The sequence below is a fragment of the Candidatus Merdisoma sp. HCP28S3_D10 genome (genome assembly GCF_052065835.1).
Lineage (GTDB): Bacteria > Bacillota > Clostridia > Lachnospirales > Lachnospiraceae > Laedolimicola.
Genome location: NZ_JBQHTG010000001.1, coordinates 639636 through 663795 on the forward strand (window position 1 = coordinate 639636; position 24160 = coordinate 663795).

General features: G+C 43.9%; 24 protein-coding genes and 1 pseudogene. 2 read left to right on the forward strand and 23 right to left on the reverse strand.

Translation table 11 applies throughout. From position 1 onward, the window contains the following. From ACTNCH_RS02905 to ACTNCH_RS02915, 3 genes are all read right to left on the reverse strand, one after another. Window positions 1-1248, reverse strand: a complete 1248-nt coding sequence (locus ACTNCH_RS02905) for an ATP-binding protein (RefSeq protein WP_441014918.1) — start codon at window positions 1246-1248, stop codon at window positions 1-3. 2 nt (window positions 1249-1250) lie between these two features. Continuing rightward, window positions 1251-2903, reverse strand: a complete 1653-nt coding sequence (locus tag ACTNCH_RS02910; RefSeq protein WP_441014916.1) for a Na/Pi cotransporter family protein — start codon at window positions 2901-2903, stop codon at window positions 1251-1253. Window positions 2904-3029: 126 nt separating this feature from the next. Further along, window positions 3030-3938, reverse strand: coding sequence for a hypothetical protein (locus tag ACTNCH_RS02915; protein WP_441014914.1), 909 nt, complete (start codon window positions 3936-3938; stop codon window positions 3030-3032). 128 nt (window positions 3939-4066) lie between these two features. On the opposite strand from ACTNCH_RS02915, the gene ACTNCH_RS02920 reads away from it, so the two are divergent. Continuing rightward, entirely contained in the window at window positions 4067-5401 is a 1335-nt protein-coding gene (locus ACTNCH_RS02920) for a sodium-dependent transporter (RefSeq protein ID WP_441014912.1), read from the forward strand. Window positions 5402-5450: 49 nt separating this feature from the next. Here the strand turns inward: ACTNCH_RS02920 and ACTNCH_RS02925 are convergent, their stop codons facing one another. Beyond that, the gene (locus ACTNCH_RS02925; protein WP_441014910.1) at window positions 5451-6308 is read right to left on the reverse strand and encodes a NifB/NifX family molybdenum-iron cluster-binding protein; all 858 of its coding nucleotides are present in this window, start codon (window positions 6306-6308) and stop codon (window positions 5451-5453) included. 31 nt (window positions 6309-6339) lie between these two features. Then, on the reverse strand, window positions 6340-7395 hold the full coding sequence (gene rsmH / locus ACTNCH_RS02930; protein WP_441014908.1) for a 16S rRNA (cytosine(1402)-N(4))-methyltransferase RsmH: 1056 nt from the start codon (window positions 7393-7395) through the stop codon (window positions 6340-6342). A 226-nt stretch (window positions 7396-7621) separates the two neighbouring features. Between rsmH and glpK the strand changes: the two genes are divergently transcribed. Next, window positions 7622-9133, forward strand: coding sequence for a glycerol kinase GlpK (gene glpK / locus ACTNCH_RS02935; RefSeq protein ID WP_441014906.1), 1512 nt, complete (start codon window positions 7622-7624; stop codon window positions 9131-9133). A 213-nt stretch (window positions 9134-9346) separates the two neighbouring features. On the opposite strand, the pseudogene ACTNCH_RS02940 reads toward glpK, so the two are convergent. The 18 genes and pseudogenes from ACTNCH_RS02940 to ACTNCH_RS03025 all read right to left on the reverse strand — a co-directional run bounded on the left by ACTNCH_RS02940 (window position 9347) and on the right by ACTNCH_RS03025 (window position 24135). After that, a pseudogene (locus tag ACTNCH_RS02940) lies at window positions 9347-9627 on the reverse strand (type II toxin-antitoxin system YafQ family toxin). Continuing rightward, complete coding sequence (locus ACTNCH_RS02945; RefSeq protein WP_154431021.1) at window positions 9612-9896, reverse strand: type II toxin-antitoxin system RelB/DinJ family antitoxin; 285 nt, start codon at window positions 9894-9896, stop codon at window positions 9612-9614. The pseudogene ACTNCH_RS02940 and the gene ACTNCH_RS02945 overlap by 16 nt, the downstream one beginning before the upstream one ends. 365 nt (window positions 9897-10261) lie before the next feature. Continuing rightward, window positions 10262-11599 carry a citrate/2-methylcitrate synthase gene (locus ACTNCH_RS02950; RefSeq protein ID WP_154431022.1) on the reverse strand — a complete coding sequence of 446 codons (1338 nt, stop codon included), beginning with the start codon at window positions 11597-11599 and terminating at the stop codon, window positions 10262-10264. After that, window positions 11577-12083 (reverse strand): MarR family winged helix-turn-helix transcriptional regulator, encoded by a 507-nt coding sequence (locus ACTNCH_RS02955; protein WP_075681754.1) that lies wholly within the window; start codon window positions 12081-12083, stop codon window positions 11577-11579. Before ACTNCH_RS02955 ends, ACTNCH_RS02950 begins: the two co-directional genes overlap by 23 nt. Before the next feature lie 73 nt (window positions 12084-12156). Then, entirely contained in the window at window positions 12157-13770 is a 1614-nt protein-coding gene (gene groL / locus ACTNCH_RS02960) for a chaperonin GroEL (protein WP_154581539.1), read from the reverse strand. 46 nt (window positions 13771-13816) lie between these two features. Then, window positions 13817-14101 carry a co-chaperone GroES gene (gene groES, locus ACTNCH_RS02965; RefSeq protein ID WP_075681758.1) on the reverse strand — a complete coding sequence of 95 codons (285 nt, stop codon included), beginning with the start codon at window positions 14099-14101 and terminating at the stop codon, window positions 13817-13819. 211 nt (window positions 14102-14312) lie between these two features. Next, window positions 14313-14747, reverse strand: a complete 435-nt coding sequence (locus ACTNCH_RS02970; RefSeq protein WP_154431024.1) for a MarR family winged helix-turn-helix transcriptional regulator — start codon at window positions 14745-14747, stop codon at window positions 14313-14315. 167 nt (window positions 14748-14914) lie between these two features. Further along, window positions 14915-15307 carry a hypothetical protein gene (locus ACTNCH_RS02975; protein WP_154581541.1) on the reverse strand — a complete coding sequence of 131 codons (393 nt, stop codon included), beginning with the start codon at window positions 15305-15307 and terminating at the stop codon, window positions 14915-14917. Between the two features lie 150 nt (window positions 15308-15457). Next, complete coding sequence (locus tag ACTNCH_RS02980; protein ID WP_441014901.1) at window positions 15458-16777, reverse strand: plasmid recombination protein; 1320 nt, start codon at window positions 16775-16777, stop codon at window positions 15458-15460. Between the two features lie 312 nt (window positions 16778-17089). Further along, window positions 17090-17452 (reverse strand): hypothetical protein, encoded by a 363-nt coding sequence (locus ACTNCH_RS02985; protein ID WP_441014899.1) that lies wholly within the window; start codon window positions 17450-17452, stop codon window positions 17090-17092. A 464-nt stretch (window positions 17453-17916) separates the two neighbouring features. Next, window positions 17917-18105, reverse strand: coding sequence for a hypothetical protein (locus ACTNCH_RS02990; protein ID WP_441014897.1), 189 nt, complete (start codon window positions 18103-18105; stop codon window positions 17917-17919). Between the two features lie 18 nt (window positions 18106-18123). Next, a complete protein-coding gene (locus ACTNCH_RS02995) occupies window positions 18124-19224 on the reverse strand; it encodes a ribonuclease III domain-containing protein (RefSeq protein WP_246916042.1) in 1101 nt (366 codons plus the stop codon). Window positions 19225-19701: 477 nt separating this feature from the next. Next, window positions 19702-20487, reverse strand: coding sequence for an ADP-ribosylglycohydrolase family protein (locus tag ACTNCH_RS03000; RefSeq protein ID WP_441014894.1), 786 nt, complete (start codon window positions 20485-20487; stop codon window positions 19702-19704). Next, the gene (locus ACTNCH_RS03005) at window positions 20487-21179 is read right to left on the reverse strand and encodes a vWA domain-containing protein (RefSeq protein ID WP_294784576.1); all 693 of its coding nucleotides are present in this window, start codon (window positions 21177-21179) and stop codon (window positions 20487-20489) included. Before ACTNCH_RS03005 ends, ACTNCH_RS03000 begins: the two co-directional genes overlap by 1 nt. Window positions 21180-21297: 118 nt before the next feature. Beyond that, a complete protein-coding gene (locus ACTNCH_RS03010) occupies window positions 21298-22485 on the reverse strand; it encodes a macro domain-containing protein (RefSeq protein ID WP_441014891.1) in 1188 nt (395 codons plus the stop codon). Between the two features lie 15 nt (window positions 22486-22500). Further along, the gene (locus ACTNCH_RS03015) at window positions 22501-23034 is read right to left on the reverse strand and encodes a hypothetical protein (protein WP_441014889.1); all 534 of its coding nucleotides are present in this window, start codon (window positions 23032-23034) and stop codon (window positions 22501-22503) included. Window positions 23035-23079: 45 nt separating this feature from the next. Next, window positions 23080-23292, reverse strand: a complete 213-nt coding sequence (locus tag ACTNCH_RS03020; RefSeq protein ID WP_249302645.1) for a hypothetical protein — start codon at window positions 23290-23292, stop codon at window positions 23080-23082. Between the two features lie 12 nt (window positions 23293-23304). Next, on the reverse strand, window positions 23305-24135 hold the full coding sequence (locus ACTNCH_RS03025) for a GIY-YIG nuclease family protein (protein WP_089900150.1): 831 nt from the start codon (window positions 24133-24135) through the stop codon (window positions 23305-23307). Window positions 24136-24160: the final 25 nt, after the last annotated feature.

Consider the following 24160-nt stretch of genomic DNA (forward strand, 5'->3'; position numbering starts at 1 on the left):
TTAATACGGCAGCTTCACTGTAAATTCCGTACCTACGCCCGGTTTACTGGTTACATGAACGGTTCCCTGATACAGTTCCACGATATGCTTCACAATGGACAGTCCCAGTCCGGTACCGCCCTGGGCCTTGGAACGTCCCTTATCTACCCGGTAGAAGCGTTCGAAAATCCGCTCCAGCTGCTCCTCCTCCATTCCGATCCCCGTATCCGAGATTTCCAGCACCAGTTCATTTCCCATGGTGCGGCACCTGACGGTGACGGCGCCGAATTCTGTGGCCTTCAGGCCGTTATCCACCAGATTGATCAGCAGCTGCTTGATCCGGTCCCGGTTGCAGTTATAGGGCTTCAGCGTCGGATCCGGCTGGAAAATCAGGCGGACATGCTCCTTGACCTTGGGCTGCAGAAGCTCCACCACCTCGGCGATCACTGCGTTGACGTCGCAGGGCTCCCGGTTGGTGTCCTGCTTGCTCTCAATCTCGGACAACAGCAGGGTATCGCTAATGAGATGGCTCAGCCGCTCTGTCTCAATGTCAATGATATCCAGAAATCTGTGGGCCATCTTCGGATCCTCAATAGCTCCGTCCTTCAGGGTTTCCACAAAGCCCCGGATAGAGGTCAGCGGTGTCTTCAGCTCATGGGTCACATTGGACACGAATTCCCGCCGCATATTTTCCACCTTCTTCATGGCCTGCACATATTTCCGGAAATAAGCGCCCAGGAAAAATACCACAACCAGAAGCACCAGGGTTACCAGAATCGTGGAGCGGGCAAATTCATTGTCCATATTTTTCAGTTCACTTAAAGGCAGGGCCACGCGCATGACGCCGTGAAAATCACCGCAGTCCACAGGCACCGCGCAGTAGCAGTAATCCACATCAAAGGTATCGGATTTTCGGATTAGGCTGTTGCTCTCCCCCTCCAGGGCCTTCTGCACCTCTTCCCGGTTCAGATGATTGCTCATCAGCTGGCTGGCTCCCTGGGACTCTCCCAGTACATTGCCCTCGGAATCTATAATGGTGATCCGGATATTGTAGGCTTTCGCGTAATTCTCCGCAAACTGCTCATAGCCATTGTCCCCGGCCACATCCTCTGCCCGGAACAAATCCCGCAGCATTTCCGCCTGGGTCAGATAGCTTTTCTCGCTCTGATGCTCCAGATAGCTGAAGCCATTTGTCCAAAATGCGTATTCAAACGCGACTAACGCGATAATTGCCGCAACAATATAGCCTATCAGAACCTTCTTCTTCACCGTTATCCCTCTTTCTCATCTGCCACATATTCCACAATATTATTTGCATGATCAGAAATCCGCTCAATATTGCTGAGCATATCCAGGAAAATCGCGCCCCTGGCCGCTGAGCACTGATTCTGGGCCAGACGGTTGATATGCTGGGTCCTTAAATCCTCCTCCAGATCGTCTATCTCGTCCTCAATCTGAATCACCTGCTGCACATAGGCCATTTTCTCGGTCTCCCGGGCCAGTACGGCCGCCTTCACCGCATCTACAGTCAGTTCCGCAATCTCCTCAAAATCATGCATGGCTTCCATAGAAAAATGCAGGCCGTCGTGAATCATATCCTGGGTCAGCTCTGCCAGATTGTCGCAGTGGTCGCTGATCCGCTCCATGTCGCTGACCGTATAAAACAGATTATTGATAATCAGACGCTGGTGATCCGTCAGGGATCCCTTGCTGATTTCCGTCAGATATTCTGTCATCTTTTTCTCATACTCATTCATATTCTGCTCTAAGCGGACCGCCTTGTCAACCCGTTTCTGGCTGCCGGTCCGAATGGCGTCAAATACAAGCTCCACGTGGGCAATCGCCAGTTCGCCCATGCGGACGGTTTCCTTCAGGGCGCCCTCTACCGCAAAGGACGGAGTCTCCAGAAAACGGGACTCAATATGGGGCAGCTCGAAGGCCTCTTCCGCCTGCTCCTCCTCCCCGTCATCCTTCACAATCATTCCGGACAGCTTCACCAGAAGATTGCCGAAGGGATAAAGAAGAAGGGTATTCGTAACATTAAAGAAGGTATGGAACATGGAAATTCCCACACTGTTAATTTCTGAAGACGCCCAGGCCTTGTTGATGGTAAAGACCACAAACATCAGAAGGCCGAATACAATTGCGCCGATGGTATTAAAAAGGAAATGGATCACCGCCGCCCGCTTCGCGGTTTTGTGGGCACCCAGACTGGACAGCAGCGCGGTTACACAGGTACCGATATTCTGTCCCAGGGTAATAAACATCGCCGAACTCCAGTTGACCAGGCCGTTGGCCGCCAGCGTCTGCAGAATACCCACCGACGCGGAAGAGCTCTGAATCAGAGCTGTAACCGCCAGGCCGGCCAGCATGCCTAGGATCGGATTCCGACCCAGTACCCGGAAGGCCTCGGAGAAAATCGGCGCATCCCGGTAAGGGGTAATTGCGCCAGACATAAAATTCAGTCCGATAAACAGTACGCCGAAGCCGACCAGGATTTCGCTCACATCGACGATTTTTTCCTTTTTGGAAAACAGCAGCATAAAAGCGCCGATTCCAATCAGAAGCGGAGCAAAAAATTCCGGCTTCAGGAAAGCGCCCCATTCACTCATGGACACCAGCCAGGCCGTCACCGTCGTACCGATATTGGCACCCATGATGACGCCTACCGCCTGAGTCAGATTCATGAGCCCTGCGTTTACAAAACCAACTACCATAACCGTGGTGGCCGAGCTGCTCTGGATAATCGCGGTCACTCCTGCTCCCACCAGAATTCCCATCAGACGGTTTCTGGTCAGGAACTCCAGTAAATGTTTCATCTTATCTCCCGCGGATTTCTGCAGTCCGTCCGCCATGACATTCATGCCGTACAGGAACATACCCAGACCGCCGATAAAACGAAACAGCATTTCTACATGTTGCATGTTGTACTCCCTCCTGATATTACATTCATGATAACTTTTCAAAGTTAATTTTTTCTTTTGATTCTGTTATCACCTTATCAAGGAGAGGTAAAAGAAGATCGCAGATTATGTTAAGTTTATGTAAAATCAAAACAAATCCAACATCGCGTCCAGATAAATTTCCTCTCTCACGAAAAGCTGGTATTCCGGCTTTGTCATATAATAGAGCAGAAATTCTAGAATCAGGGCGCTTCCCAGCCCCCGGCCCTCGATTTTAAACTGGGAAAAGCCCAGGGGCAGATACCGGTTCCGAATCTCATCTATCCCGATAAAGCCCGGATTTTCCATGGCCCTGGAAAAACGGTAGCCGTCTCCTCCGCCGGGAGCCCGACAGCTATGCTCAGTCCCGAATTCTCCCAGATTTTTCCTGCTCACAGCCTCATAGCAGCTTTTTCTGTCCCGGCAGCCGAACCAGCAGCACTCATTGCATAGGAATTCGACTTTGTCTTTTTCTGATTGTGATAACGTATCCCATTTATCCAACGCCTTATTCAGGCGGAAATCCGGTACTACATAGCGAAAATCTTCTCTATGGATTTCTTTATGGCACTCTTGAAAATCTGTCAGAACCTTTGTCGTGGAAGATACAAAATAAAGTCCCGGATAAGTCTTCTTTAAATAATCGAGCAGCAAATCTGAATGAAGAATCACGCCGTTTGGAACTGCCCCGGTCTTTTCCAGCAGCGCGCAGAGGTCGTTGCATTTCCTGTCGGAAAGGTGCTCCGGACGAAGCAGGGAATTGCTGAAGGTAAGCCGGGCTGAAATCCCATACTCCTCCGTGAGCGCAAGCACCTCCCGGGCTTCCACGTATCCGTTTCCTGTGCGGCCGCCGCCCCAGATACAGTCCGCCGGAGCCCCATAAATAGAACCGATGTCGCACCAGTCGTAAAACCATTCCCGGTGTTCCCGAAACAGGGGCAGAAATAACCGGTACAGCTCATAGAATTCAAACAAGCCCGGAAGATGATAATAGGCGATTCCTTTTTTCTCTGTCATAATGTTCCATTTCCTTCTCTTTCTTTTCGTTAGTGTATCATGAAACCACTTATTTTACAAATATGGTTTCTTATCTTATCAGATTGTGATATGATGATAAAAGCTATCTTTTAATGGAGGTTTTACTTATGAAACGTGAACAACTGGGAAGCCGTCTGGGCTTCATTATGCTTTCCGCCGGCTGTGCCATCGGCTGCGGAAATGTGTGGAAATTTCCGTGGCTCTGCGGCCAGAACGGCGGCGGCAGCTTTATGGTAGTCTATCTTCTCTGCCTGATTATCCTGGGCATTCCCGCTCTGACCCTGGAGTTTTCCATCGGAAGAGCGGCTCAGACAAGCCCTCTCTATATGTATCGGAAGCTTCAGAAGCCCGGCCAGAAGTGGAGCGGCTTCGGCTGGATCTGTCTTCTGGGCAATCTGGCCCTGATGGCCTTCTACACCGTGGTCTGTGGCTGGATTATTTATTATTTCTGCAAATTTCTAACCGGACAGAGTGCATCCTTAGGTTTTGCGCCCATGATCGCCAGTCCGGCTGTCAACGTAACCTTTCTTCTGGTTACGGTAGTCGTGGCTTTTGTCATTCTTTCCTTTGATCTGCAGGGCGGTCTGGAACGGATTTCCAAAATCATCATGTCCGCGCTGCTGGTTCTCATGCTGATTCTGGCTGTACACAGTCTCCTTCTGAGAGGGGCCGGGGAAGGTATGAGCTTTTACCTGAAACCGGATTTCTCCAAAATTGACGGTACGGTTATCGTGGCTGCCATGAACCAGGCCTTCTTCTCCCTTTCTACCGGAATGGGCGGAATGGCGATTTTCGGCAGCTACATCGGAAAGGAACGTTCCCTGATGGGAGAAGCCGTCCACGTTATTTTTCTGGATACTCTGGTGGCTGTCCTGGCAGGTATCATCATTTTCCCAGCCTGCTTCACCTACGGACTGGAGGTCAACGCCGGCCCCAGCCTGCTCTTTGACACCATGGCCGCGGTATTTAACCATATGTCCGGCGGACATCTGTGGGGAACCCTGTTCTTCCTGTTCATGATTTTCGCCGCCATGTCCACAGTACTGGGCGTCTGCGAAAATATTCTTGCCATGATCCGGGAGCTGACTGGCTGGTCCCGCCGCAAGGGAAGCCTGATCTGCGGAACAGGTGTCTTTGTTCTGGCCCTGACTACCGCACTGGGCTTCAGTGTGCTTCATTTCCAGCCCTTCTCCGCAGGTACCACCTGGCTGGATTTCTGGGACTTTATCGTCTCCACCAATATTCTTCCGCTGGGCTCTCTTGTACTGGCCCTGTTCTGCTGCAACCGTATCGGCTGGGGCTGGGACAACTTTATCCGGGAGGCCAACACCGGATCCGGCCTGAAGATCCAAAGCTGGATGAAGCCTATCTTCCGATTTGTACTGCCGGGTATCGTAGCAGTTATCTATATCTATGGAATTGTCACCTTCCCCTGGAAGTAATAAAATTTTAAGCAAAAAAGGGAGCCTGCGCTCCCTTTTTCTTATGTGTTTATTTTACTTCTACCAGTTCAATCTTGAAGTTCAGCTCCTTGCCTGCCATCTCATGGTTGGCGTCGAAGGTGATGGTCTTCTCGTCCTTGGCTGTCACCTTTACCGGGAAGGGCTGGCCGAACTGATTGGTCAGATATACGCCCTGACCTACCTCTAGCTCCTCAGATCCAGGAAGCTGCGCGATTTCCAGTGTGAAAATGGCGTCCGGATTCGGCATGCCGTAGGCTTCCTCCGGCATCAGGTGAATGTCTACCACCTGTCCCACTTCCATGTCAGCCACAGCCGCGTCAAAGCCGCGAATCATCTGGCCCGCGCCGCAGATAAACTCCAGAGGCTCTCCCCGATCATAGGAAGAATCAAACTGGGTTCCGTCGTTGAAGGTTCCCCTGTAATGGGTTCTGCAGGTCTTTCCCACATTCCGGCCGGTAAGCTGGGGCTGTCCGCAGCCGCCTCCGCAGGAGCTTCCGCAGCTTCCGCCGCAGCCGCCCTCCTCATGATCGCCGCAGGAATGTCCCTCTTCGTGATCGTGATGATCGCAGGTAGCTCCCGCGCTTGTCAGTTCTCCCTTCAGGTAAGCCTCTACGGCTGCGTCCGTGTCGCCCTCCGCGCCGGAGCACAGCTCCACGCCTGCCTCTGCAAGAGCCGCCTGGGCGCCTCCGCCGATCCCGCCGCAAATCAGAACGTCGATACCCTGATCTGCCAGAAGTCCTGCCAGAGCGCCGTGACCGGTTCCGTTGGATCCGATGACTTCGCTTTTCACTACCTGGTTGTTCTCTACCTCATACACCTTGAAAGACTCGGTCTTTCCAAAATGCTGGAATACATTTCCGTTGTCATAGGTTACTGCGATTTTCATGATAAAATCCTCCCTTATTCTTATCTCTCATTTATTCCTCTGCCCGGATCGCCCAACGCATTTTCGTGGAACGGGATCTCGGGTTTCGAACACATTCCTCCGCGGACGGGCGCACCACATCTTTGGAATAGCTGCTGTAGATTCCGGAACGGTATCCTTCCTTCATAGCTACCTTCACCAGCTTATCCTCGCCGGAATGGAAGGTCAGAATCGCGGCCCGGCCTCCCGGCTTCAACGCCCCCGGCAGCTTCTCCATAAACTCGTAAAGCACCTCAAATTCCTGATTTACATCGATACGGAGAGCCTGAAATACCCGCTGACAGGTTTTCTTAACCGTCTCCTTCTTTTCCTTTTCCGGCAGGAAATCCAGCGTCTTTTCTATGATTTCCCGGAGCCTCGTGGTGGTATCTACCCGGTTGCCCCGGCGGATTTCATCGGTGATGGCTTTGGCCAGCTCTTCCGCGTAGGGCTCATCGGAATTCTCATAGAGCATACCTGCCAGCTCGTCCCGGCCGATGGTATCCAGACGCTCCGCCGCGCTGATCCCCTTCTGCTGATTCAGACGCAGATCCAGCGGCCCGTCTACCTTAAAGGAGAAGCCCCGTTTCGGATTATCAATCTGCATAGATGAAACGCCCAGATCTGCCAGCACAAAATCAAAACCGCCCACTTCTTTGGCGATCTCATCGATGGTGCAGAAGTTCTGCAATTTAATAGTCAGAATATCCTCGCCGTAGCCCTGATCCTCCAGACGCTTTTTCGTTCTGGCCGATTCCTCCGGATCCACATCTGTGGCATACAGATGTCCCTGCCCCTGCAGGCACTGAAGCATAGCCTTTGTATGGCCGCCATAACCCAGGGTGGCGTCAAAGCCTGTCTCGCCAGGCTGAATCTTCAGGAAATTCAGAATCTCGTCTACCATAATCGAGATGTGCATGCCCGCAGGCGTATTGCCCTTCTGAATCACATGCTCCACCGTATCCTGATATTTTTCCGGCTGGAGCTCCTTATATTTTTCCTCAAATTTCTTTGGATATTTTCCCTTATAACGCACCCGGCGCTTATGGGGGGTCTGTTGTTCTTCCATAAATACGACTCTCCTGTTTCATTCTTTTATGATTGTATCATGTTTTCGTGTTTTCCGACAGGGAATTCTCCAAAAAAAGATATTTCCATTTTTTATTGATAAGAATAACAGGTCATGCTATACTTACATTAACTGAACAGAGAAGTTATGATAGGAGAGCAAGGCGTGATAGCTGATAACCGGCTATTATTTTATGCGCTCCTTTTATTTTTAAGGAGGAAACAGTATGGCAAACTATGTAATGGCACTGGACGCGGGAACCACCAGCAATCGCTGTATCCTGTTCAATGAAAAGGGAGAACTGTGCAGCGTCGCACAGCGAGAATTCACCCAGTATTTCCCGAAACCGGGCTGGGTTGAGCATGACGCAGATGAAATCTGGGCGAGCATGCTCGGCGTCGCAGTCGAAGCAATGAACATGATTGGCGCGACGGCAGAGGATATCGCAGCTATCGGTATTACAAATCAGCGTGAAACAACGATTGTATGGGATAAGAATACCGGTGAGCCGATTCATCACGCGATTGTATGGCAATGCCGCAGAACCTCAGAATACTGCGACAGCCTGAAGGAGAAGGGTCTGACTGACAAGTTCCGGGCGAAAACCGGACTGGTTATCGACGCTTATTTCTCCGGTACTAAAGTAAAATGGCTGCTTGACCACGTGGAGGGCGCCAGAGAACGGGCAGAAAAGGGCGAACTGTTATTCGGAACCGTTGAGACCTGGCTTATCTGGAAACTCACAAAGGGCGCCGTACATGTAACGGACTATTCCAATGCCTCCCGTACCATGCTGTTCAACATCAATACCTTACAGTGGGACGATGAGATTCTCTCTGAACTGAATATCCCCAAATGCATGCTTCCGGAGCCGAAGCCCTCCAGCTGCGTTTACGGCCACAGCGATCCCTCCTATCTGGGCGGAGCTATCCCCATTGCGGGCGCTGCCGGCGACCAGCAGTCCGCATTATTCGGACAGACCTGCTTCAATCCCGGCGAAGCAAAGAATACCTACGGAACTGGCTGCTTTATGCTGATGAACACCGGCGAAAAGCCTATTTTCTCCCAAAACGGACTGGTAACCACCATTGCCTGGGGACTGGACGGCAAGGTAAACTACGCGCTGGAGGGTTCCATCTTTGTCGCAGGCGCTGCTATCCAGTGGCTCCGCGACGAATTAAGACTGATTGACTCCGCATCGGATTCTGAATATATGGCCAAAAAGGTAAAGGATACCAACGGCTGCTATGTGGTGCCTGCCTTTACCGGTCTCGGCGCTCCCCACTGGGATCAGTACGCCCGCGGAACCATCGTAGGCATTACCCGCGGCGTAAATAAGTACCATATCATCCGCGCAACCCTGGAATCCCTGGCCTATCAGGTAAATGATGTTCTCACAGCTATGAAGGCAGATTCCGGAATCGAGCTGGCAGCCCTTAAGGTAGACGGCGGCGCAAGCGCCAACGACTTTCTAATGCAGACGCAGGCTGACATTATCAACGCGCCGGTAAACCGCCCCCGGTGTGTAGAGACAACCGCCATGGGCGCGGCATATCTTGCAGGTCTTGCGGTCGGCTACTGGGACAGCAAGGAAGACGTCATTAAGAACTGGGCCATCGATAAAATCTTCGAGCCGGAGATTGAAGCTTCCGAGAGAGAAAGCCGCATCCGCGGCTGGAACAAAGCTGTAACATATGCTTACGGCTGGGCAAAGGAAGAGGAAAGAACAGCAGAATAACATCACACCCCCGGAAACGCCAGACAAGCAGGCATTTCCGGGGGTGATTATTCAGTGAACGGCTTTTTTCTATTCAAACTCCCTAACTTAATCCTTGTCTTAAACATTTTTGTTAAGGCGTTCTGTTATGATTTGACTCCATTTGGTTTCATCTGCACCAATCACATGTGCTGTATGAGCTAATGTTATCAAATTGTTATCAGTATTATGTTATCACATGTTAAATAGATCTGCATGTGTTCCTGTATCGACCAAGGTCAATGCAGAATACCATCTTCTTTTAAATATATTAGTAGCCAATCCGGTTGAATGTGGCACTCTCTAAATCCTTGGTATTTTCCTTTTAATTCATGGTCTCTATACTTTTCTTCTAAAGGAATATTATTCTGAAGCATAGTGACGATATCCTCTAAAAGAGATATATCAAGGCCTCTCTTCCTAGCTAATTTCAAGCTTTTCTTAAATTTGCCAGTAAGTATCAATTCATACTGCATCCATCAAGGTCCTCCATGGCATCAGAAAAGCTACTGTATCTCTTTGTTTTAGGATCCTTGCTAATTCTTTTCGCTTCTTCCATAGCCTCAATAACCTCTGGCTTATATTGTGGAACTACTACATCAAATGGAAGACCACCTCTCATAACACACTGTCTGAGGAATATATTCATTGCGCTGGACATATCCATTCCTAACTGCGAAAAGAGCTCTGTAGCCTGCTTTTTTAAATTTTCATCAATTCTTACCTGAGTAGGTACTGTAGCCATTTGAACACCTCCCATATAACACATTTGCCTATAGTATATACTCATTTCTTAATACCTATTATATGAAGAAAACCATCATTTGTCAATATTTAGGTTTACATTGTAATCCAAATGTATTATTCTGTTTTCCAATACTCATTAACATTCCTTAATGTAGCACCTATTATTTTAGGATTTCTTTTGTTGGATGTCCATATCATTTCGTTGGGACAAAGAAAATGATACAATTCAACGATGAACCTTTTAGACAGCAAAAAGGGTGTTCAAATGAACACCCCCATGAAGTCTGCTGCTCTTTAATTTTATGTATATGCTGACGCATTATTTTATTATTACACCATCTGAAATCTTGGTTAGAAAGCTCTCTAACTGAGTCTTTTTTCTTCCATAACACTCATATATGCTGGTCTGATGATTTTATCCGTGCAAATCATCTCTTCTATTCTGTGTGCACTCCAACCTACGATTCTAGCTACTGCAAACATGGCTGTATAAAGTTCTACCGGTATACCCAGCATATCGTAGACAAATCCACTGTAAAAATCTACATTGGGACTGACACCTTTATAGATATGTCTTTTATCTGCTATGATCTTTGGAGCAAGCATCTCTATGTTTTCATACAATTCAAGATCTTTTTGCCTTTTCTTTTCCTCTGCCAGTTGTTTTACATAATCTTTAAATACTCTCTCCCTCGGATCAGAAATAGAATATACTGCATGTCCCATTCCATAGATTAAGCCCTTTTGGTCAAATGCATCTTTATCAACAATCCTTCTTAAGTATGCTTCTATCTCATCCTTATCTGAATAATCCTTTATATGCGCCCTAATATCATCCATCATTTCCATTACCTTAATGTTGGCGCCTCCGTGTTTTGGTCCTTTTAGCGAACACATTGCTGCTGCCATCGTAGAATAAGTGTCAGACCCGGATGACGTAACGACTCTTGTGGTAAATGTAGAATTATTACCTCCTCCATGTTCCATATGCAAAATGAGTGCCGTATCTAAAACCTTTGCCTCTGTAAGGGTATATTTCCTGTCTGGTCGCAGAAGCATCAATAGATTTTCCGCGGTGGAAAGCTGTTTATCGGGATGATGAATATACATACTCTCATTTTTTTCATAATGATTGTAAGCATTATATCCATATACTGCCAACAATGGGAACTCACTGATGAGCTGGATGCACTGACGCAGCGAATTGCTGACACTTGGTTCTTTTACCTTTTTATCATAAGATGCCAGGGTAAGAATACTTCGGGTCATGGAATTCATGACATCCTCCGAAGGTGCTTTCATAATGACATCCCTTGTAAAATTGGTTGGCAATGTCCTACACTCTCCAATAATTCTATCGAAGTCTTCCTTCTCTCTTTCATCAGGCAGTTTTCCCATCAAAAGAAGATATGCTATTTTTTCAAATCCAAACTCATTTTGTCCTAAACAATGAATCAAATCTTCCACTCGATAGCCCCGGTACCACAATTCCCCATCGCAGGGAATCTTCTGATTATCAACAATTTTTGAAGACACTATTTTTGATATGTTGGTAAGTCCTGTAAGGACACCTTTCCCATTTTCATCTCTAAGCCCTTTGTTTACGCCATATTCTTCAAATAACCGCGGAGCAATGTTATCATTTTTCAGACAAACTGCTTCCAATTCTTCAAAATAATCATTCATCTGCTCCGTTGTCATCTCTATTCACCTCCAGATTCTCCACCTCACTGCTCATAATAGTTTCCAACTGCTTCATAAGCTGTAGTAACTGAATCAAATTATCCTTTCCAAACTTTTCAAACACCTTCCCGTAATACTTCTTAAGTGTTTCTTCCTGCGCCCTTAACAGGCTTCGTCCGCTTTCAGTAATTGTAACATAGGTGCCCTCACTGCCGTTACCGTCATGAGACCATAATACATATCCTACGTCTCGTAGCTTTTCTACCATTTTAGAAATCTGTCGCATCGTCATCTGAAGCTTGTCCGCTAAATCCTTCAGATAGACTCGTCCTGAATAAATGTCGGATGTCTCCTCCATTGCAATATATTGTAATGCAATGTATTCCGGGATACTCATTTTCATAAAGACATCTTTTCTATGCTCCCGGTTAAACAAGTGCCTTTGGTATATCAATTCGTTGGACAGCTTTATAATATCTGTATTTCCTATAGTTTCTGCCATATTACTCCTCCTTTATTTAAAATAAGGGAAGCAACAGACTGTCACTTCCCTTCGTAAAAGAGAATGGATTATTTTAATAGCCCATTTCCGGTTGTGCCGGCATTGCAGGTGCTGTTTCCTTAATATTTGCCACAGCAGCTTCCGTTGTTAATAAGGTTGATGACACACTAATCGCATTGGAAAGTGCACTTCTTGTAACCTTGACAGGATCAATAATTCCTGCATCGACCATATTGACGTACTGTTCAGAAATTGCATCAAAGCCTATGCCCTCATCTGACTCCTTTACCTTATTGATGATGACAGCACCCTCTAGGCCTGCATTTTCAGCAATGGCACGAAGCGGAGCCTCCAATGCCTTGGCTACAATCTCTGCTCCTGTTCTCTCATCACCCTCCATGCTTGATATCATGTCATATACTGCCTTTTGTGCGTGAACATAAGCAGATCCGCCGCCACTGATGATGCCCTCTGACACAGCAGCCCTAGTGGCATTTAATGCATCCTCTATACGATACTTAGCTTCCTTCATCTCTGTTTCAGTTGCGGCTCCAATCTTAATAACTGCAACACCACCGCCGAGCTTAGCCACCCGGTCTACCAGCTTATCCCTGTCGTACTCAGAAGCATCTGCAGCCTGTCTCTTAATCATTGCGATTCTTTCTTCAATGTCCTGTTTCTTGCCCTCGCCATCCACGATGGTTGTATGTTCCTTTGTTACTTTAACTGATTTAGTCTGTCCAAGCATATCAACTGTGATATCCTTTAATTGCATGCCAAGGTCATCGAGTACTGCCTGTCCACCTGTCAGAATTGCAATATCCTTTAACATCTCCTTACGACCATCACCATACCCCGGTGCCTTTACAGCTACGACCTTGAGTGTGCCTCTCAACCTGTTTACGATTAGTGTTGTAAGTGCTTCACCCTCTACGTCATCTGCAATAATCAGCATTTCTCTTCCCTGCTGCATTACCTGCTCCAATATAGGAAGAATATCCTTTATATTAGATATCTTTTTGTCCGTAATCAAAATGTATGGATGATTCATATTAGCTATCATCTTTTCTTTATCATCACACATGTAAGCAGATAAATAACCGTTGTCAAACTGCATTCCCTCTACAACCTCTATCTCTGTCTGCATCGTCTTTGATTCTTCTATTGTGATGACGCCATTCTCTCCAACCTTTTCCATTGCATCGGCAATCATTGTTCCGACTTCATCATTACCTGCAGATATTGCAGCAACCTTTGCAATGTGATCTTTTCCGGTTACAGGCTTGCTCATTTTAACCAGTGCTTCAATAGTTGTATCTGCTGCTTTCTTCATTCCTTTTCGCAAAATAATTGGATTTGCACCTGCTGCTATATTTTTCATACCCTCGCCTACTAGAGCCTGTGCCAAAACAGTTGCCGTTGTCGTGCCGTCTCCTGCAATGTCATTCGTTTTGGTTGCGACCTCTTTCACAAGTTGTGCACCCATATTCTCATAAGGATCTTCCAGTTCAATCTCCTTTGCAATCGTAACACCATCGTTCGTAATCAAAGGAGTTCCGTAAGATTTATCCAATACAACGTTACGTCCCTTAGGTCCGATTGTCACCTTTACTGTATCTGCCAGCTTATCAACGCCTGCTTCCATCTTTTTTCTTGCATCGATATCAAACAAAATTTCCTTTGCCATGTTAATTCCTTCTTTCTACATATAAAATAACTGTATTTTTATTTTACTACTCCACAATTGCAATAATATCGGACTGATTTACGATGATATATTCCTCATCCTCCAACTTAACATCTGTACCGGAATACTGAGAATAAATCACACGGTCGCCTTCTTTTACCTGCATTTCTGTTTTCTTTCCATTCTTTTCACTTCCAGGTCCTACTGCAATGACAACAGCTGTCTGTGGCTTTTCTTTTGCACTATCCGGTAATATAATTCCGGACTGGGTTTTTTCTTCTGCTTCCTGCTGTTTTAAAACAACACGCTCTCCTAATGGTTTTAACTGCATAATCATTACCTCTTTTCTTTATTGTTAGCACTCTCTTGTATTGAGTGCTACTTATTTTGTAAAAAATATATGCTTCATATGAAGCATATATAAGCAGTTTGTTTCCAAACTGTTTGTTTAAAAAGGATTATAGCACATAAAAAACCTATGTCAACCCATTTTTTCAAAAGAAATAAAAAAATTGCACACCGATTACTCGGTGTAACAATTCCTAGTCATTCTCCAACAATCTGTCTATATTATGACTAATCTGCTCAGACACCCGGTTAAATACCGCCAAAGAACTTTCATCAATTCCTTCCACCACCTTGGCGGTTAACTCTGCCCAGAGAATCTCCATTTCCTGACAAAGATGTTCCGACGCATCAGTCAGCTCATATTTCACATATCTACGATCTTTATCATCTCTTTTGCATACAATGTATCCTTGTTTAACAAGATTCTCTAAAGTAGTAGACATATGACCTTTATTCATCTGCGTGTACCGACATATATCCGTCAATGTTGTTATATCATCATAATGAGATAGCAAATAAACAACTTCCAGTTCCAATCTGTTTAGGTTTGTCTTATTTTTTACATCAACCATAGCTTTTTCAAGAAGACGATTAAACTTTCCACCTCTCAAATTTTTTTCAATATTCATCAAAATTTCACTCCTATTTTGTTTTTACTCTTTTTACAAAATATCAAATTAATCCATCAAAATTTTTTTCATGGGACATCTTATCATTTATCATATCATATCGCCTACATTTTTTCCACATAAACCACCCCAGTATTTGACTGCCCGAGTGCCATCAAATCCTATTTCTATACTCTTACTTCAAATCCATTCTTGAATATGAATCTTATATCATCCTTAGCTTTTACAACCACTTCCTGCACAAGGCTGCTCCAAATCCCGGCATCGAACTCGCAGGTTAAGCCGTCCTGCTTCTCCAAAGTGCGAATGAACCCTTTGAACAATTCTCTCTTCGCCTTCTTGCTTTCTATCTGCTCGGCGATGTCATCATACTTAGCTTTTGACTTTTCATACCTTGCCGTAAGTTCGGCATAGCGTTTTTCATACTCATCTTGGTCTAATGCCACACGGCTGTTCTCTGCAATGGCAATCTGCATCTGCTCCGAGATGATATTAAGTTCTGTGATGCTATCCTGTAAATTCCTGTCAAGTGAATCCGTCTCACAGACCATTTCCATCATAACTTTGGTGTTAGCAAGAATCTCATCTCTTTCAGAAAATAACTTGTTGGCTGCCTTAATGAATAATTCCTTTAACTCATCCTCGTTGCTATGATGACTAATTTCTAAACAAGGCTACCCTAAATCCCCTCATCGAACAGACATTGATATTTATATTGCAATGTCCTTTTCCCTCCTCGCTGTAGAATTCACTACCTGTTCGCATTTCTGTTTTTCAACAACCTTCTGCTTAGCCTCCATCCGCTCTTTTATAGACTTCGGCCTTACAAATTCCTTGAACTCTTCCACTAATCCTTTTACATTAAAGAACTTATCATATTGCAGTACTTTATCCTTCCATGTTTTCACTTGAACCATTAGGTCATCAATTATCCCCTGCATGTGTTCCAGTTCCCGATCATAGATTTCATTTAATTTTTCCAAAGTCCCTGGTGCCTGCGCCATATCAATAAGACGGTTGAAATCTTTCTCAGAAATTTTGACTGATGGCTCACTTCCAAGAATAGAGGGAAGCTGTTTTGCATTCTTACGAATCACCGCAAGTTCCTTTGCAACAGGCTTTCCAGCAGCCAATACTTTATCAATTTTCTTTTCATATACTGCATAGCGTTTTTCCCTGTCTTCGATTTGCTCATTTATTTCATCAAGATGCTTTTTGCTTTCTTCAACTTCTTCCCTTGCATCTGCAATTTCAGCACCTACTGATGCAATCACACTCTCAGCTTCCTGTTTTTCGGCATTTAAGATTTCAAGTTCTGCCGTCAATTCCTCTGTAGCCCGCATAGCTACCTTATATTCGGGAATTGTGTAATTATCACGTTTTACTCCAAGGATTTCTACCTCAATCCCCCGCTCCAAACACAATCCTTTTAAATATTCACGTTCTCTTTCCTGCCAATGAGTTGTCTCATTATCTGTCTTTGAGACAGCCGGAGCAATCCCCATTTCCTGTAAAGCCTTTGTAAGACTATTTCTTGTATGCATCTTTGTTTTATATCCATGTGCTACAGGAATATAATCAAGATGCAAATGTGGTGTTGCTTCATCCATGTGGAGAACCGCATTAAACAAATACAGATTCGGATTTCGTTCCTGAAAACTTCTGGCATATTCATCTAATATTTCACTTGCTGCTTTTGCGTCCACAGATAGATTTCCCTCTGAATCCAGGACACCTGTATCATCCTTTTTTCCAATCTGTACAACAATCTCATAAAATTGTTTCTCTCCATTTCCGGAATTCTTTATGTCCTTCAAATAATCCGTAACCTGCCGGTCCTTTCGTTTCTGCTTTGCATTATATTCTGCTATCGCTTCACCAAAGAGCTGATTATAAGCTTCTCTGATTGGCTGCTTAATATACTCCACATTCCACGCAGTTCGATTACGCTCTACATTTTCCGCAATAAAATCTCTATTATTATGGGATATGCTCCCTTTTCCTTTTACAAATGAAATTGTTTTTCCCATAGGCATTTTCTCCCTTCTAAAACCATTCTTTTTCACTATGCCCGCCTAAGCGGGTTCCCGGCGCATACCGCCGGGGTTCTGTTACTCTTTCCAAGAGTAACTCCTTATTAGTTTTGACACTTCGCATCAAAACATAAGTCGCTCTTCCGAGGGACTCCTGCGGAGGGCTTCTCGCCAACGATAAAAACTGTTGGCAGGTACACAGGTCATATCTTGCAAAAGTACATCGGCTTCGATATGACCTGCTTCGCTTTCCTTAAAATGTGGCATCATTTTTATGCCACATATATCCGTTTGGCATCATTGTGATGCCTATCCAAATAGATCGAGGAAATCGAGTGCATCCTCCCCGAGCAATTCCGGTTCGTCTGATTGGGACTTTGTTTCATCATGATCCTCGTCCCTTCCATTACCTGAAACAATAGCTCCATTTGATACGCTACTGCCTGTCTGCATTGTCAGCTTATTTGTAAGCTTATCTGCAACCAATTCAGCAATACGCTCCGCAAGTACATCATCAGCATTCCTTTTCGTTGAACCTGATAAAATCAGTTCAATAGCAACTGAGTTCTTCGATGCATTTTTCTTTTGCGCCATTTCTTCAAGCATTTTCCATGTTTCCATATCCCTTTCGTTGTCAGCCCGAAATCTGAGGCTTATCCTTTTATCCTTCATAAACATTTACCTATAATGTAGAAAAGAGAGCTTACGCTCCCTTTCTCATTCTCACTTGGGTTGGAATTATCCTCATTACTAAATGGGCAATAAAAAAACAGGCATTTCAGCCTGCTAACCTTCCGCCACTGATTGGCATTTTCATCTCCGCTATGTGTTGGCGAGTTCTTTTTTGTCACTTCACATAAATTGCTTTCTTTTCAACTTCGCCAAGTCTTGGTTCCGGTAAAATCAATGCTTGCCACCCTTCGGTCATTTTGGTCTTTCTTTGGTGGGTCATCCTATAAAGTGATTAACAGGATACGCCTAAAGTTACAACCACTTTACGCAAAAACTCCGTGCTCCTATGTCGCCCGTATCATGCTTCGCCTGAAATCAAATACTACTGCGTATCAAAAAAATGACTTCTGGTCCACTGGACCAAAAGTCATTCTTAATAAAAACCTCAATTTATACGACACGAACTACCAATCATCTTCGTCATCATCAAATAACGAATGTGACCCACTGTCCGTAAGATGTAATTCTCCGGATTCCATATCCATCGCCATACCAGCCCCCATATCTTGCATCATATGACCTTCAGAATCCATCATCATTCCGCCACCCATGTTATAAAGAAAATCTCCATCACTATAATCAAATCTATCCATATTGCTGGTCTCCTTTCTTTACTCCTCTTCATAGTTATCTAGTACATACTGTAGCATCTCAAACGCAACTTCTTTCTTAGCCTGTTTTTTTGATGAAGATTCAGAATCAAATGCAACATCGATTTCATCAATATGACATTCAACATGCCAAATCGGATTTCCATCTTCATCATGCGATTCCGTATAATCATATCTTGGAATACTGAAATATCCACGCCGAGCAAGTATCTCAAGCTGATTTATTGCCATTTCAATAGATGGCTCATCTATTTCGTCACGAATCGTAAACAATAAATCATGTTCTACCAGATAGTCATATGCAGCCTTACAAGCTATCTTGCGCGCTTCATTCTTTGATAATCCATATGCTTTAAATCTTGGGAGATCATTTCGTATAGACATTTCACATGAATGATTAGCATTTGTAGGATAATAGCGACCTTGTGGAACAACCTCGATTACTTCAGGGCTACTTGGAATATATAGACTATAGCGCTCATTTTTATACCTAAAGTACGGAATACAACCAAAAGATTCATCCCACTCATAGATTAGCCTTACATAATCTGCTTCTTCCCCATTATCCACAATAGAATCCGGTCGAAGCATTACCTCTGCCACATTCTGGATGATCTCATAATCATAATTGGTATCAAGCGCAACTGCACCAAGTATGGCCTCAAACAAATCTTCTTTTACAGAAGGTTGCTCAGCCATATTTTGTTCTATATCTCCCTTACCCATAATAAGAAACTCAGTAAAGCCCAATTCGTCAATACGCATTGCCAGCGTCTTTTTTTCTACCAGTTTTTGCTTTATTCTGGTAAGCTCACCTTCTGTTTTCTCACTATGAAACTCTTCTGGTTCCTGTGGTACTCTAAATCCAGCCGGTATCTTCTCCTGGATATGAAGGTCATTTCCATATTTCGTTGTAAGATACCTCATAACGGAAGCACTTAAAACCGTATCGCCAACAAATTCCAAGACCTCATTGTTCTCTCCACCATTCTCTTCGGAATACGATTTTCGTACAAATGCCTGTTTTAACAACTTTTGATTCTTAAACTCATATCCTATCTGATTCTGTACTACTGTTTCAAAATACTCTTTTTTGTCCATAAAACAAAAAACTCCTTTCAACAATAAATGTGAAAGGGGCATAATAATCTAACACAAAATAGACTACTCGTGAGATAGTAATCGTCTGCATCAGACATGGATCTTAAATTTTCTTCTCTATTTTCATGTATTTACTAAAGCACACTTGCATATGCAGTAATAAATCTCGTACAAATAGAACACAAAATTTAAAAAGCATCACGCCCCAATTTTCAGTTACATGGTAATATTACCACAATAATCAGGATTTTTCCACAGAATTTTATTCTGTCAACCCGTAATTATCCACTTCTGGTCCACTGGACCAAAAGTTATAATTCTCTCCCATCATTCCTCATAAGTTGACTGCAGGGACCCACGGCTGTGCAAAAAGGCATAAAGAAAGGCTCCCATACCCGAGTAATCCAAACCAGAATAGAGAGCCTTTTCGCGAGAGACAGCTTAGCACAGCCGTCACCTACAGTAAACCTATGTAATTTATCGCATCAATATCTCATACAAGTCATCTGTTAGATGCTTCTTTAATATGCCTTCCGCATCTATATCTCCAAAGCCATGATAAAACTCTTCCGCAACACCACCTGCGATTGCTCCAAATGTATCACTGTCACACGGCAAACTGTAGATATTTCTCATGAACGATTCATAATCCGTACTTTCATAAAAGCATCGCATAGCAGCCGGAACGGAACCCTGACAGCTTTCATTCCATTTATAACGTGGTCTGATATCATCCAGACTATTTCCGATGCTGTACTCATAAAGATCTACTGGATATTCCGACAAAACATAATCGTATATCTCCTGCTTAGACTTACCACGCTTTGCCATCCAGATACATGTAGCTGTAACAACAGCGCCTTTGATTCCTTCTGGATGATTATGAGATACTTCAGCCGTTTTAGCTGCCATCGCCTGCATTTCATCATAATCTTCGTAGAAATCTCCCACAAAAGCAACTCGCATGGCAGAACCATTGCCCCAACTGTTATACGGCTGATGCTTTTTACCATTGATCCAGCTAAAGAATTTCGCTCCGTATCCACAGAACGGATACTGCTGACCAACAGCTACCATTGTTTCAACCAGGTCATTATCTTCCACCAGAGCTTTTTTTATGGCAAGCATCATAACAGAGTCGTCCGTAAACTTAGCTTTATCATCTATGATAAGCGGTATGTTTTGCCAATCCAGATTTTTTGGACGGTTAAACTCATACTGAGATCCCAATATATCGCCTAATACTGCACCCTTAATAGCCATTAGTTCTTACCCCCATTCTTCTTATTTCCACGAGTTAAATAATCTGCTACGATTGGAGCTTCCCATCCACTATCATTAAGACAATCCTCCATATCTTCCGCAGAACTTGCCTTCATCGCAAAGCACACTGCCTTAGATACACCTTCATAAACTGTAGCGGTTCCGATATTGTCATGCACATAATTTACGGCACGCTCTTTTCTGATTCCAAAACGCTGAGCTTCCGCATATGCATCAATGTTAGCTCCGATGAAAATAAACTCCCAGCCGTACTTTTTCTGCTGGCGCTTTACCATCTTTTGCACCTTATCATAAGAATACTGTCTGCTGGCATTTTCCATACCATCTGTTGTAATCACAAAGATGGTCTTCTCCGGACGGTCTTCAGGTCTGGCATACTTATGAATATTTCCGATGTGATGGATTGCTCCACCTACAGCATCAAGAAGTGCTGTACATCCGCGAACGTAATACTCCTTGTCCGTCATCTTCTTAATCTTATCAATCGACACTCTATCATGTAGCACTTCACAGGTATCATCAAACAACACTGTAGATACATATGCCTTCTCACCGGTCTTTTTCTGCTTCTCCATCATGGAATTAAAACCACCGATGGTATCTGCTTCAAGCCCTCCCATAGATCCACTTCTATCCAAAATATAAACGATTTCCGTTAATCCTTTACTCATGATCCTTTACCTCCGTTTTCTATTACTGACCTCCCTGCAGTGAGGCATTTCCTTGTTGTGATGTAATAATAAACCGTAGGCAAAGAAAAAAGGTCAACCGTGAGGCGACCTTTCATATTTATTGATTTGACAATGGATCCAGCCCATAATCAAACAACACAATATCTATTTTTAAGACGTTATAGTCTTCGTGCTCTATGAAATACTCAACTATCTTATCGGTCTGCGATATCGGTGACAACGCATACCCGGCTATTCTAAGAAAATCTATCGTTTCGTCAAGATTAAGGCGCAACCCAACAGCAAGTGCAAGCATCTTCTCTTTTGAAGGCTTTACCTGCCCCTTAAGAAGTTTTGAGAAATACTGCTTTGAAATATTCGCTGTTGCGTATACTTCTGAGTTTTTAAGCCCCTTTTTATTGATAAGCTGCTGTAAATGCTTTTCAAAAGAATCCGTATAGATTTCCTTTAACGCATCCTCCAAAGACTCTGACTTCTTTTCAAAGGAAACCGGCTTAAGATACTCCGGCATCATAACCGAAGGCGCTTCCATTGCAGAATATGATTGCATCATATCTGCATCCGGTGATTCATCTTCCTTAGCCTCTTCCTCTAAAGGAAGCGCATCAAAACTATCTTCCTCCTCATCCCTGTTTTCTCTTCGCAGGAATGATGGCATATGGAAAGATTGCAATGTAGCACCGACTCTGCTCTCTGGCCGTTTTCCCGTTTCGCGCGGATAGTTATCATTTCGGTATTCCTCAGCAAGAGCTGTTTCTACATAGCCGTCATCAACAAAGCTGGCAACATCTTCTACAAGCTTACCAGAAATAGTAACATCCTCGCTACCAAACACAGCAAGCGTAATCTCTATATCATTATCTTCCAAGAAAGCCGTAAAAGTATCAACAGCAATCTGTATGCCAAGCTCCTTCGGGAACCCATATGTGCCCGTGGCAAGAAGTGGGAATGCAATGGAATTACATCCATAGTCCTTCGCCAACTGTAATGCCTTCGCATAGCATGAACGAAGACACTCTTCCTCACCTTTACTTCCATCCGTCCACCAAGGACCACTTGCATGAATGATGTACTTTGCATCAAGATCAAATGCATCCGTGATTGCTACTTCACCCGGCATCAAAAGACCAATCTTCTTACGTGCTTCAAGAAGCTTTTTCTTTCCGGCAGCTTTATATATGGCAGAATCAACACCATCACCAACGGCAACGTTCGGATTTGCTGTATTTACTATGGCATCTGCTTTTACTTTTGTTATGTCATTTCTAATAATCTGAAAAGGCAAATCCTCACCTCCCACTTAAATCAAATAAATAATGCTTCCATCGTCATTTGATATACGCAGAAACTCTTCTGCTGTATAATGCTTTTCATCATTCTTGATAGTAAAATAGCTTTCTACATTCGCTAAATGCCCTATCTTTTCGTAAAGAGGAACAGACTTTTTCCAATTACCATTCTGTTTATCCGACGTAGATAACCAACCACTTACCCTCACTGTTTCTTTTATGAAATAAAACTCCTTAAAAGTCCTTATTGTATCAATAACGGAAAGCATAAGTGTTGTGCCTATTCCATGGTTGCTAATCCTTGAGGGTACTTCCAAATAACCAAATCCGGCATGATGGTCATTTTTAAATTTTTCGATGTCTATGTGAATCTCCACACTACCATTCCATAAATCGTCTCCATGAATACCACAACGTATTTCACCATCTATATGATTATTCTTATTTGTAAAAACTTCCTCTATCCAGAATTCTCCTCTTAATGACTTAATACTCTTCTTTTCATATGGATGATTAAGCAATTCCTCTATGAAATTATTATCCATCGATATTATTCCCCCTGGTCCACTTCTGGTCCATTGGACCAAAAGTTATTGCTCTTTAAAAATCTGATTGTTTAGATCAAAATATACCCAATCTCCTTCATTGATATCTTTACTGTATAATTCTTTATCAGCAATCTCCATATCAATTTCAGATCCGTTTTCATCTCTTAATAAGACTTTGTCCATAGCCACATAATCATCTGGGCGCTCCTCACAACCGTAATCTGGTTCCATGATTTTCTTTACGATATACTTCAATCTAAACATCTCCTACAAATCTTTTAATTTCGTTCCGTTCTCGGTTTTCCAATCAACATTACCATTGGATGTATGTCCAAGTATTACAGCCGATGCAGCGGATGGAGCACTAAACTCATAATCCTTTTGGAATACCCCATCCTTTATCACTTCTTCTTTGATAAGAGTATTTCTCAGATTAAAATATCCTTTTCCCTGTGTCTCTAAAGACGGCACTGTATGATCGGATATTTTCGACCCGGACAGAACTGTAAAACCACCGGTGCTTACAAATCCTTTTGCATTTGCCTCAGTGCCCTTACAATATAAGTAAACCGTGTCATCCGTAGCCTTCGGAACAGGTACGAGCACCTTATATCCAAGAGTATTGATAAGAATCTTCACATTATCAATAAACTCTTCCATCGTGGCAATTTGAGCTTCCTTCAGAACAGTATTCTTATATGTATTCTTTGTCAGAATCGAATACCTGCCACAGTCCTTGGCAATCTCAACAAAGCGATTCTCTAAATATCGGATCAAGGCTTTATTCAAGTCTCTACCAACAAAAATTACCGCTGTATTCCAGTAATATTTTTCTTTACCGGACTGATAATCTCTAAGGTGCTGAGAAAGCCTATCCAGCACATTTTCTGCCTCACCGATATAAACAGAATCTGTTCCGTCATCCTCCTGACACATCAAGAAGTACACGCCAACACCTTTGATATCATCCCGGTCACATCCTGCAATCTCTGTTCTTGGAATCTTAATAGCTTTACCATTCCAGTTTGATAATTCCGCTGTAGTCAAACTATCCGCAGAGCCATTTACAAGAAAGAGTTCAATAGCTTTTCCATACATTCAAAACACCACCCTCTCAATATAT

Coding starts and splice junctions, on each gene's coding strand:
- groES (WP_075681758.1), bottom strand. CDS start 14,101: ATGCAGTTAAAACCATTAGGAGAGCGTGTTGTTTTAAAACAGCAGGAA.
- ACTNCH_RS02980 (WP_441014901.1), bottom strand. CDS start 16,777: ATGGGAAAAACAATTTCATTTGTAAAAGGAAAAGGGAGCATATCCCAT.
- ACTNCH_RS02995 (WP_246916042.1), bottom strand. CDS start 19,224: ATGGACAAAAAAGAGTATTTTGAAACAGTAGTACAGAATCAGATAGGA.
- glpK (WP_441014906.1), top strand. CDS start 7,622: ATGGCAAACTATGTAATGGCACTGGACGCGGGAACCACCAGCAATCGC.
- ACTNCH_RS03000 (WP_441014894.1), bottom strand. CDS start 20,487: ATGGCTATTAAGGGTGCAGTATTAGGCGATATATTGGGATCTCAGTAT.
- ACTNCH_RS02915 (WP_441014914.1), bottom strand. CDS start 3,938: ATGACAGAGAAAAAAGGAATCGCCTATTATCATCTTCCGGGCTTGTTT.
- ACTNCH_RS02975 (WP_154581541.1), bottom strand. CDS start 15,307: ATGATGGAAATGGTCTGTGAGACGGATTCACTTGACAGGAATTTACAG.
- ACTNCH_RS02920 (WP_441014912.1), top strand. CDS start 4,067: ATGAAACGTGAACAACTGGGAAGCCGTCTGGGCTTCATTATGCTTTCC.
- ACTNCH_RS03015 (WP_441014889.1), bottom strand. CDS start 23,034: ATGGATAATAATTTCATAGAGGAATTGCTTAATCATCCATATGAAAAG.
- ACTNCH_RS02955 (WP_075681754.1), bottom strand. CDS start 12,083: ATGGCAGAAACTATAGGAAATACAGATATTATAAAGCTGTCCAACGAA.
- ACTNCH_RS02950 (WP_154431022.1), bottom strand. CDS start 11,599: ATGACAACGGAGCAGATGAATGATTATTTTGAAGAATTGGAAGCAGTT.
- ACTNCH_RS02925 (WP_441014910.1), bottom strand. CDS start 6,308: ATGAAAATCGCAGTAACCTATGACAACGGAAATGTATTCCAGCATTTT.
- ACTNCH_RS02985 (WP_441014899.1), bottom strand. CDS start 17,452: ATGAAGGATAAAAGGATAAGCCTCAGATTTCGGGCTGACAACGAAAGG.
- ACTNCH_RS03025 (WP_089900150.1), bottom strand. CDS start 24,135: ATGTATGGAAAAGCTATTGAACTCTTTCTTGTAAATGGCTCTGCGGAT.
- ACTNCH_RS02990 (WP_441014897.1), bottom strand. CDS start 18,105: ATGGATAGATTTGATTATAGTGATGGAGATTTTCTTTATAACATGGGT.
- ACTNCH_RS02970 (WP_154431024.1), bottom strand. CDS start 14,747: ATGAATATTGAAAAAAATTTGAGAGGTGGAAAGTTTAATCGTCTTCTT.
- ACTNCH_RS03005 (WP_294784576.1), bottom strand. CDS start 21,179: ATGAGTAAAGGATTAACGGAAATCGTTTATATTTTGGATAGAAGTGGA.
- rsmH (WP_441014908.1), bottom strand. CDS start 7,395: ATGGAAGAACAACAGACCCCCCATAAGCGCCGGGTGCGTTATAAGGGA.
- groL (WP_154581539.1), bottom strand. CDS start 13,770: ATGGCAAAGGAAATTTTGTTTGATATCGATGCAAGAAAAAAGATGGAA.
- ACTNCH_RS02945 (WP_154431021.1), bottom strand. CDS start 9,896: ATGGCTACAGTACCTACTCAGGTAAGAATTGATGAAAATTTAAAAAAG.
- ACTNCH_RS02910 (WP_441014916.1), bottom strand. CDS start 2,903: ATGCAACATGTAGAAATGCTGTTTCGTTTTATCGGCGGTCTGGGTATG.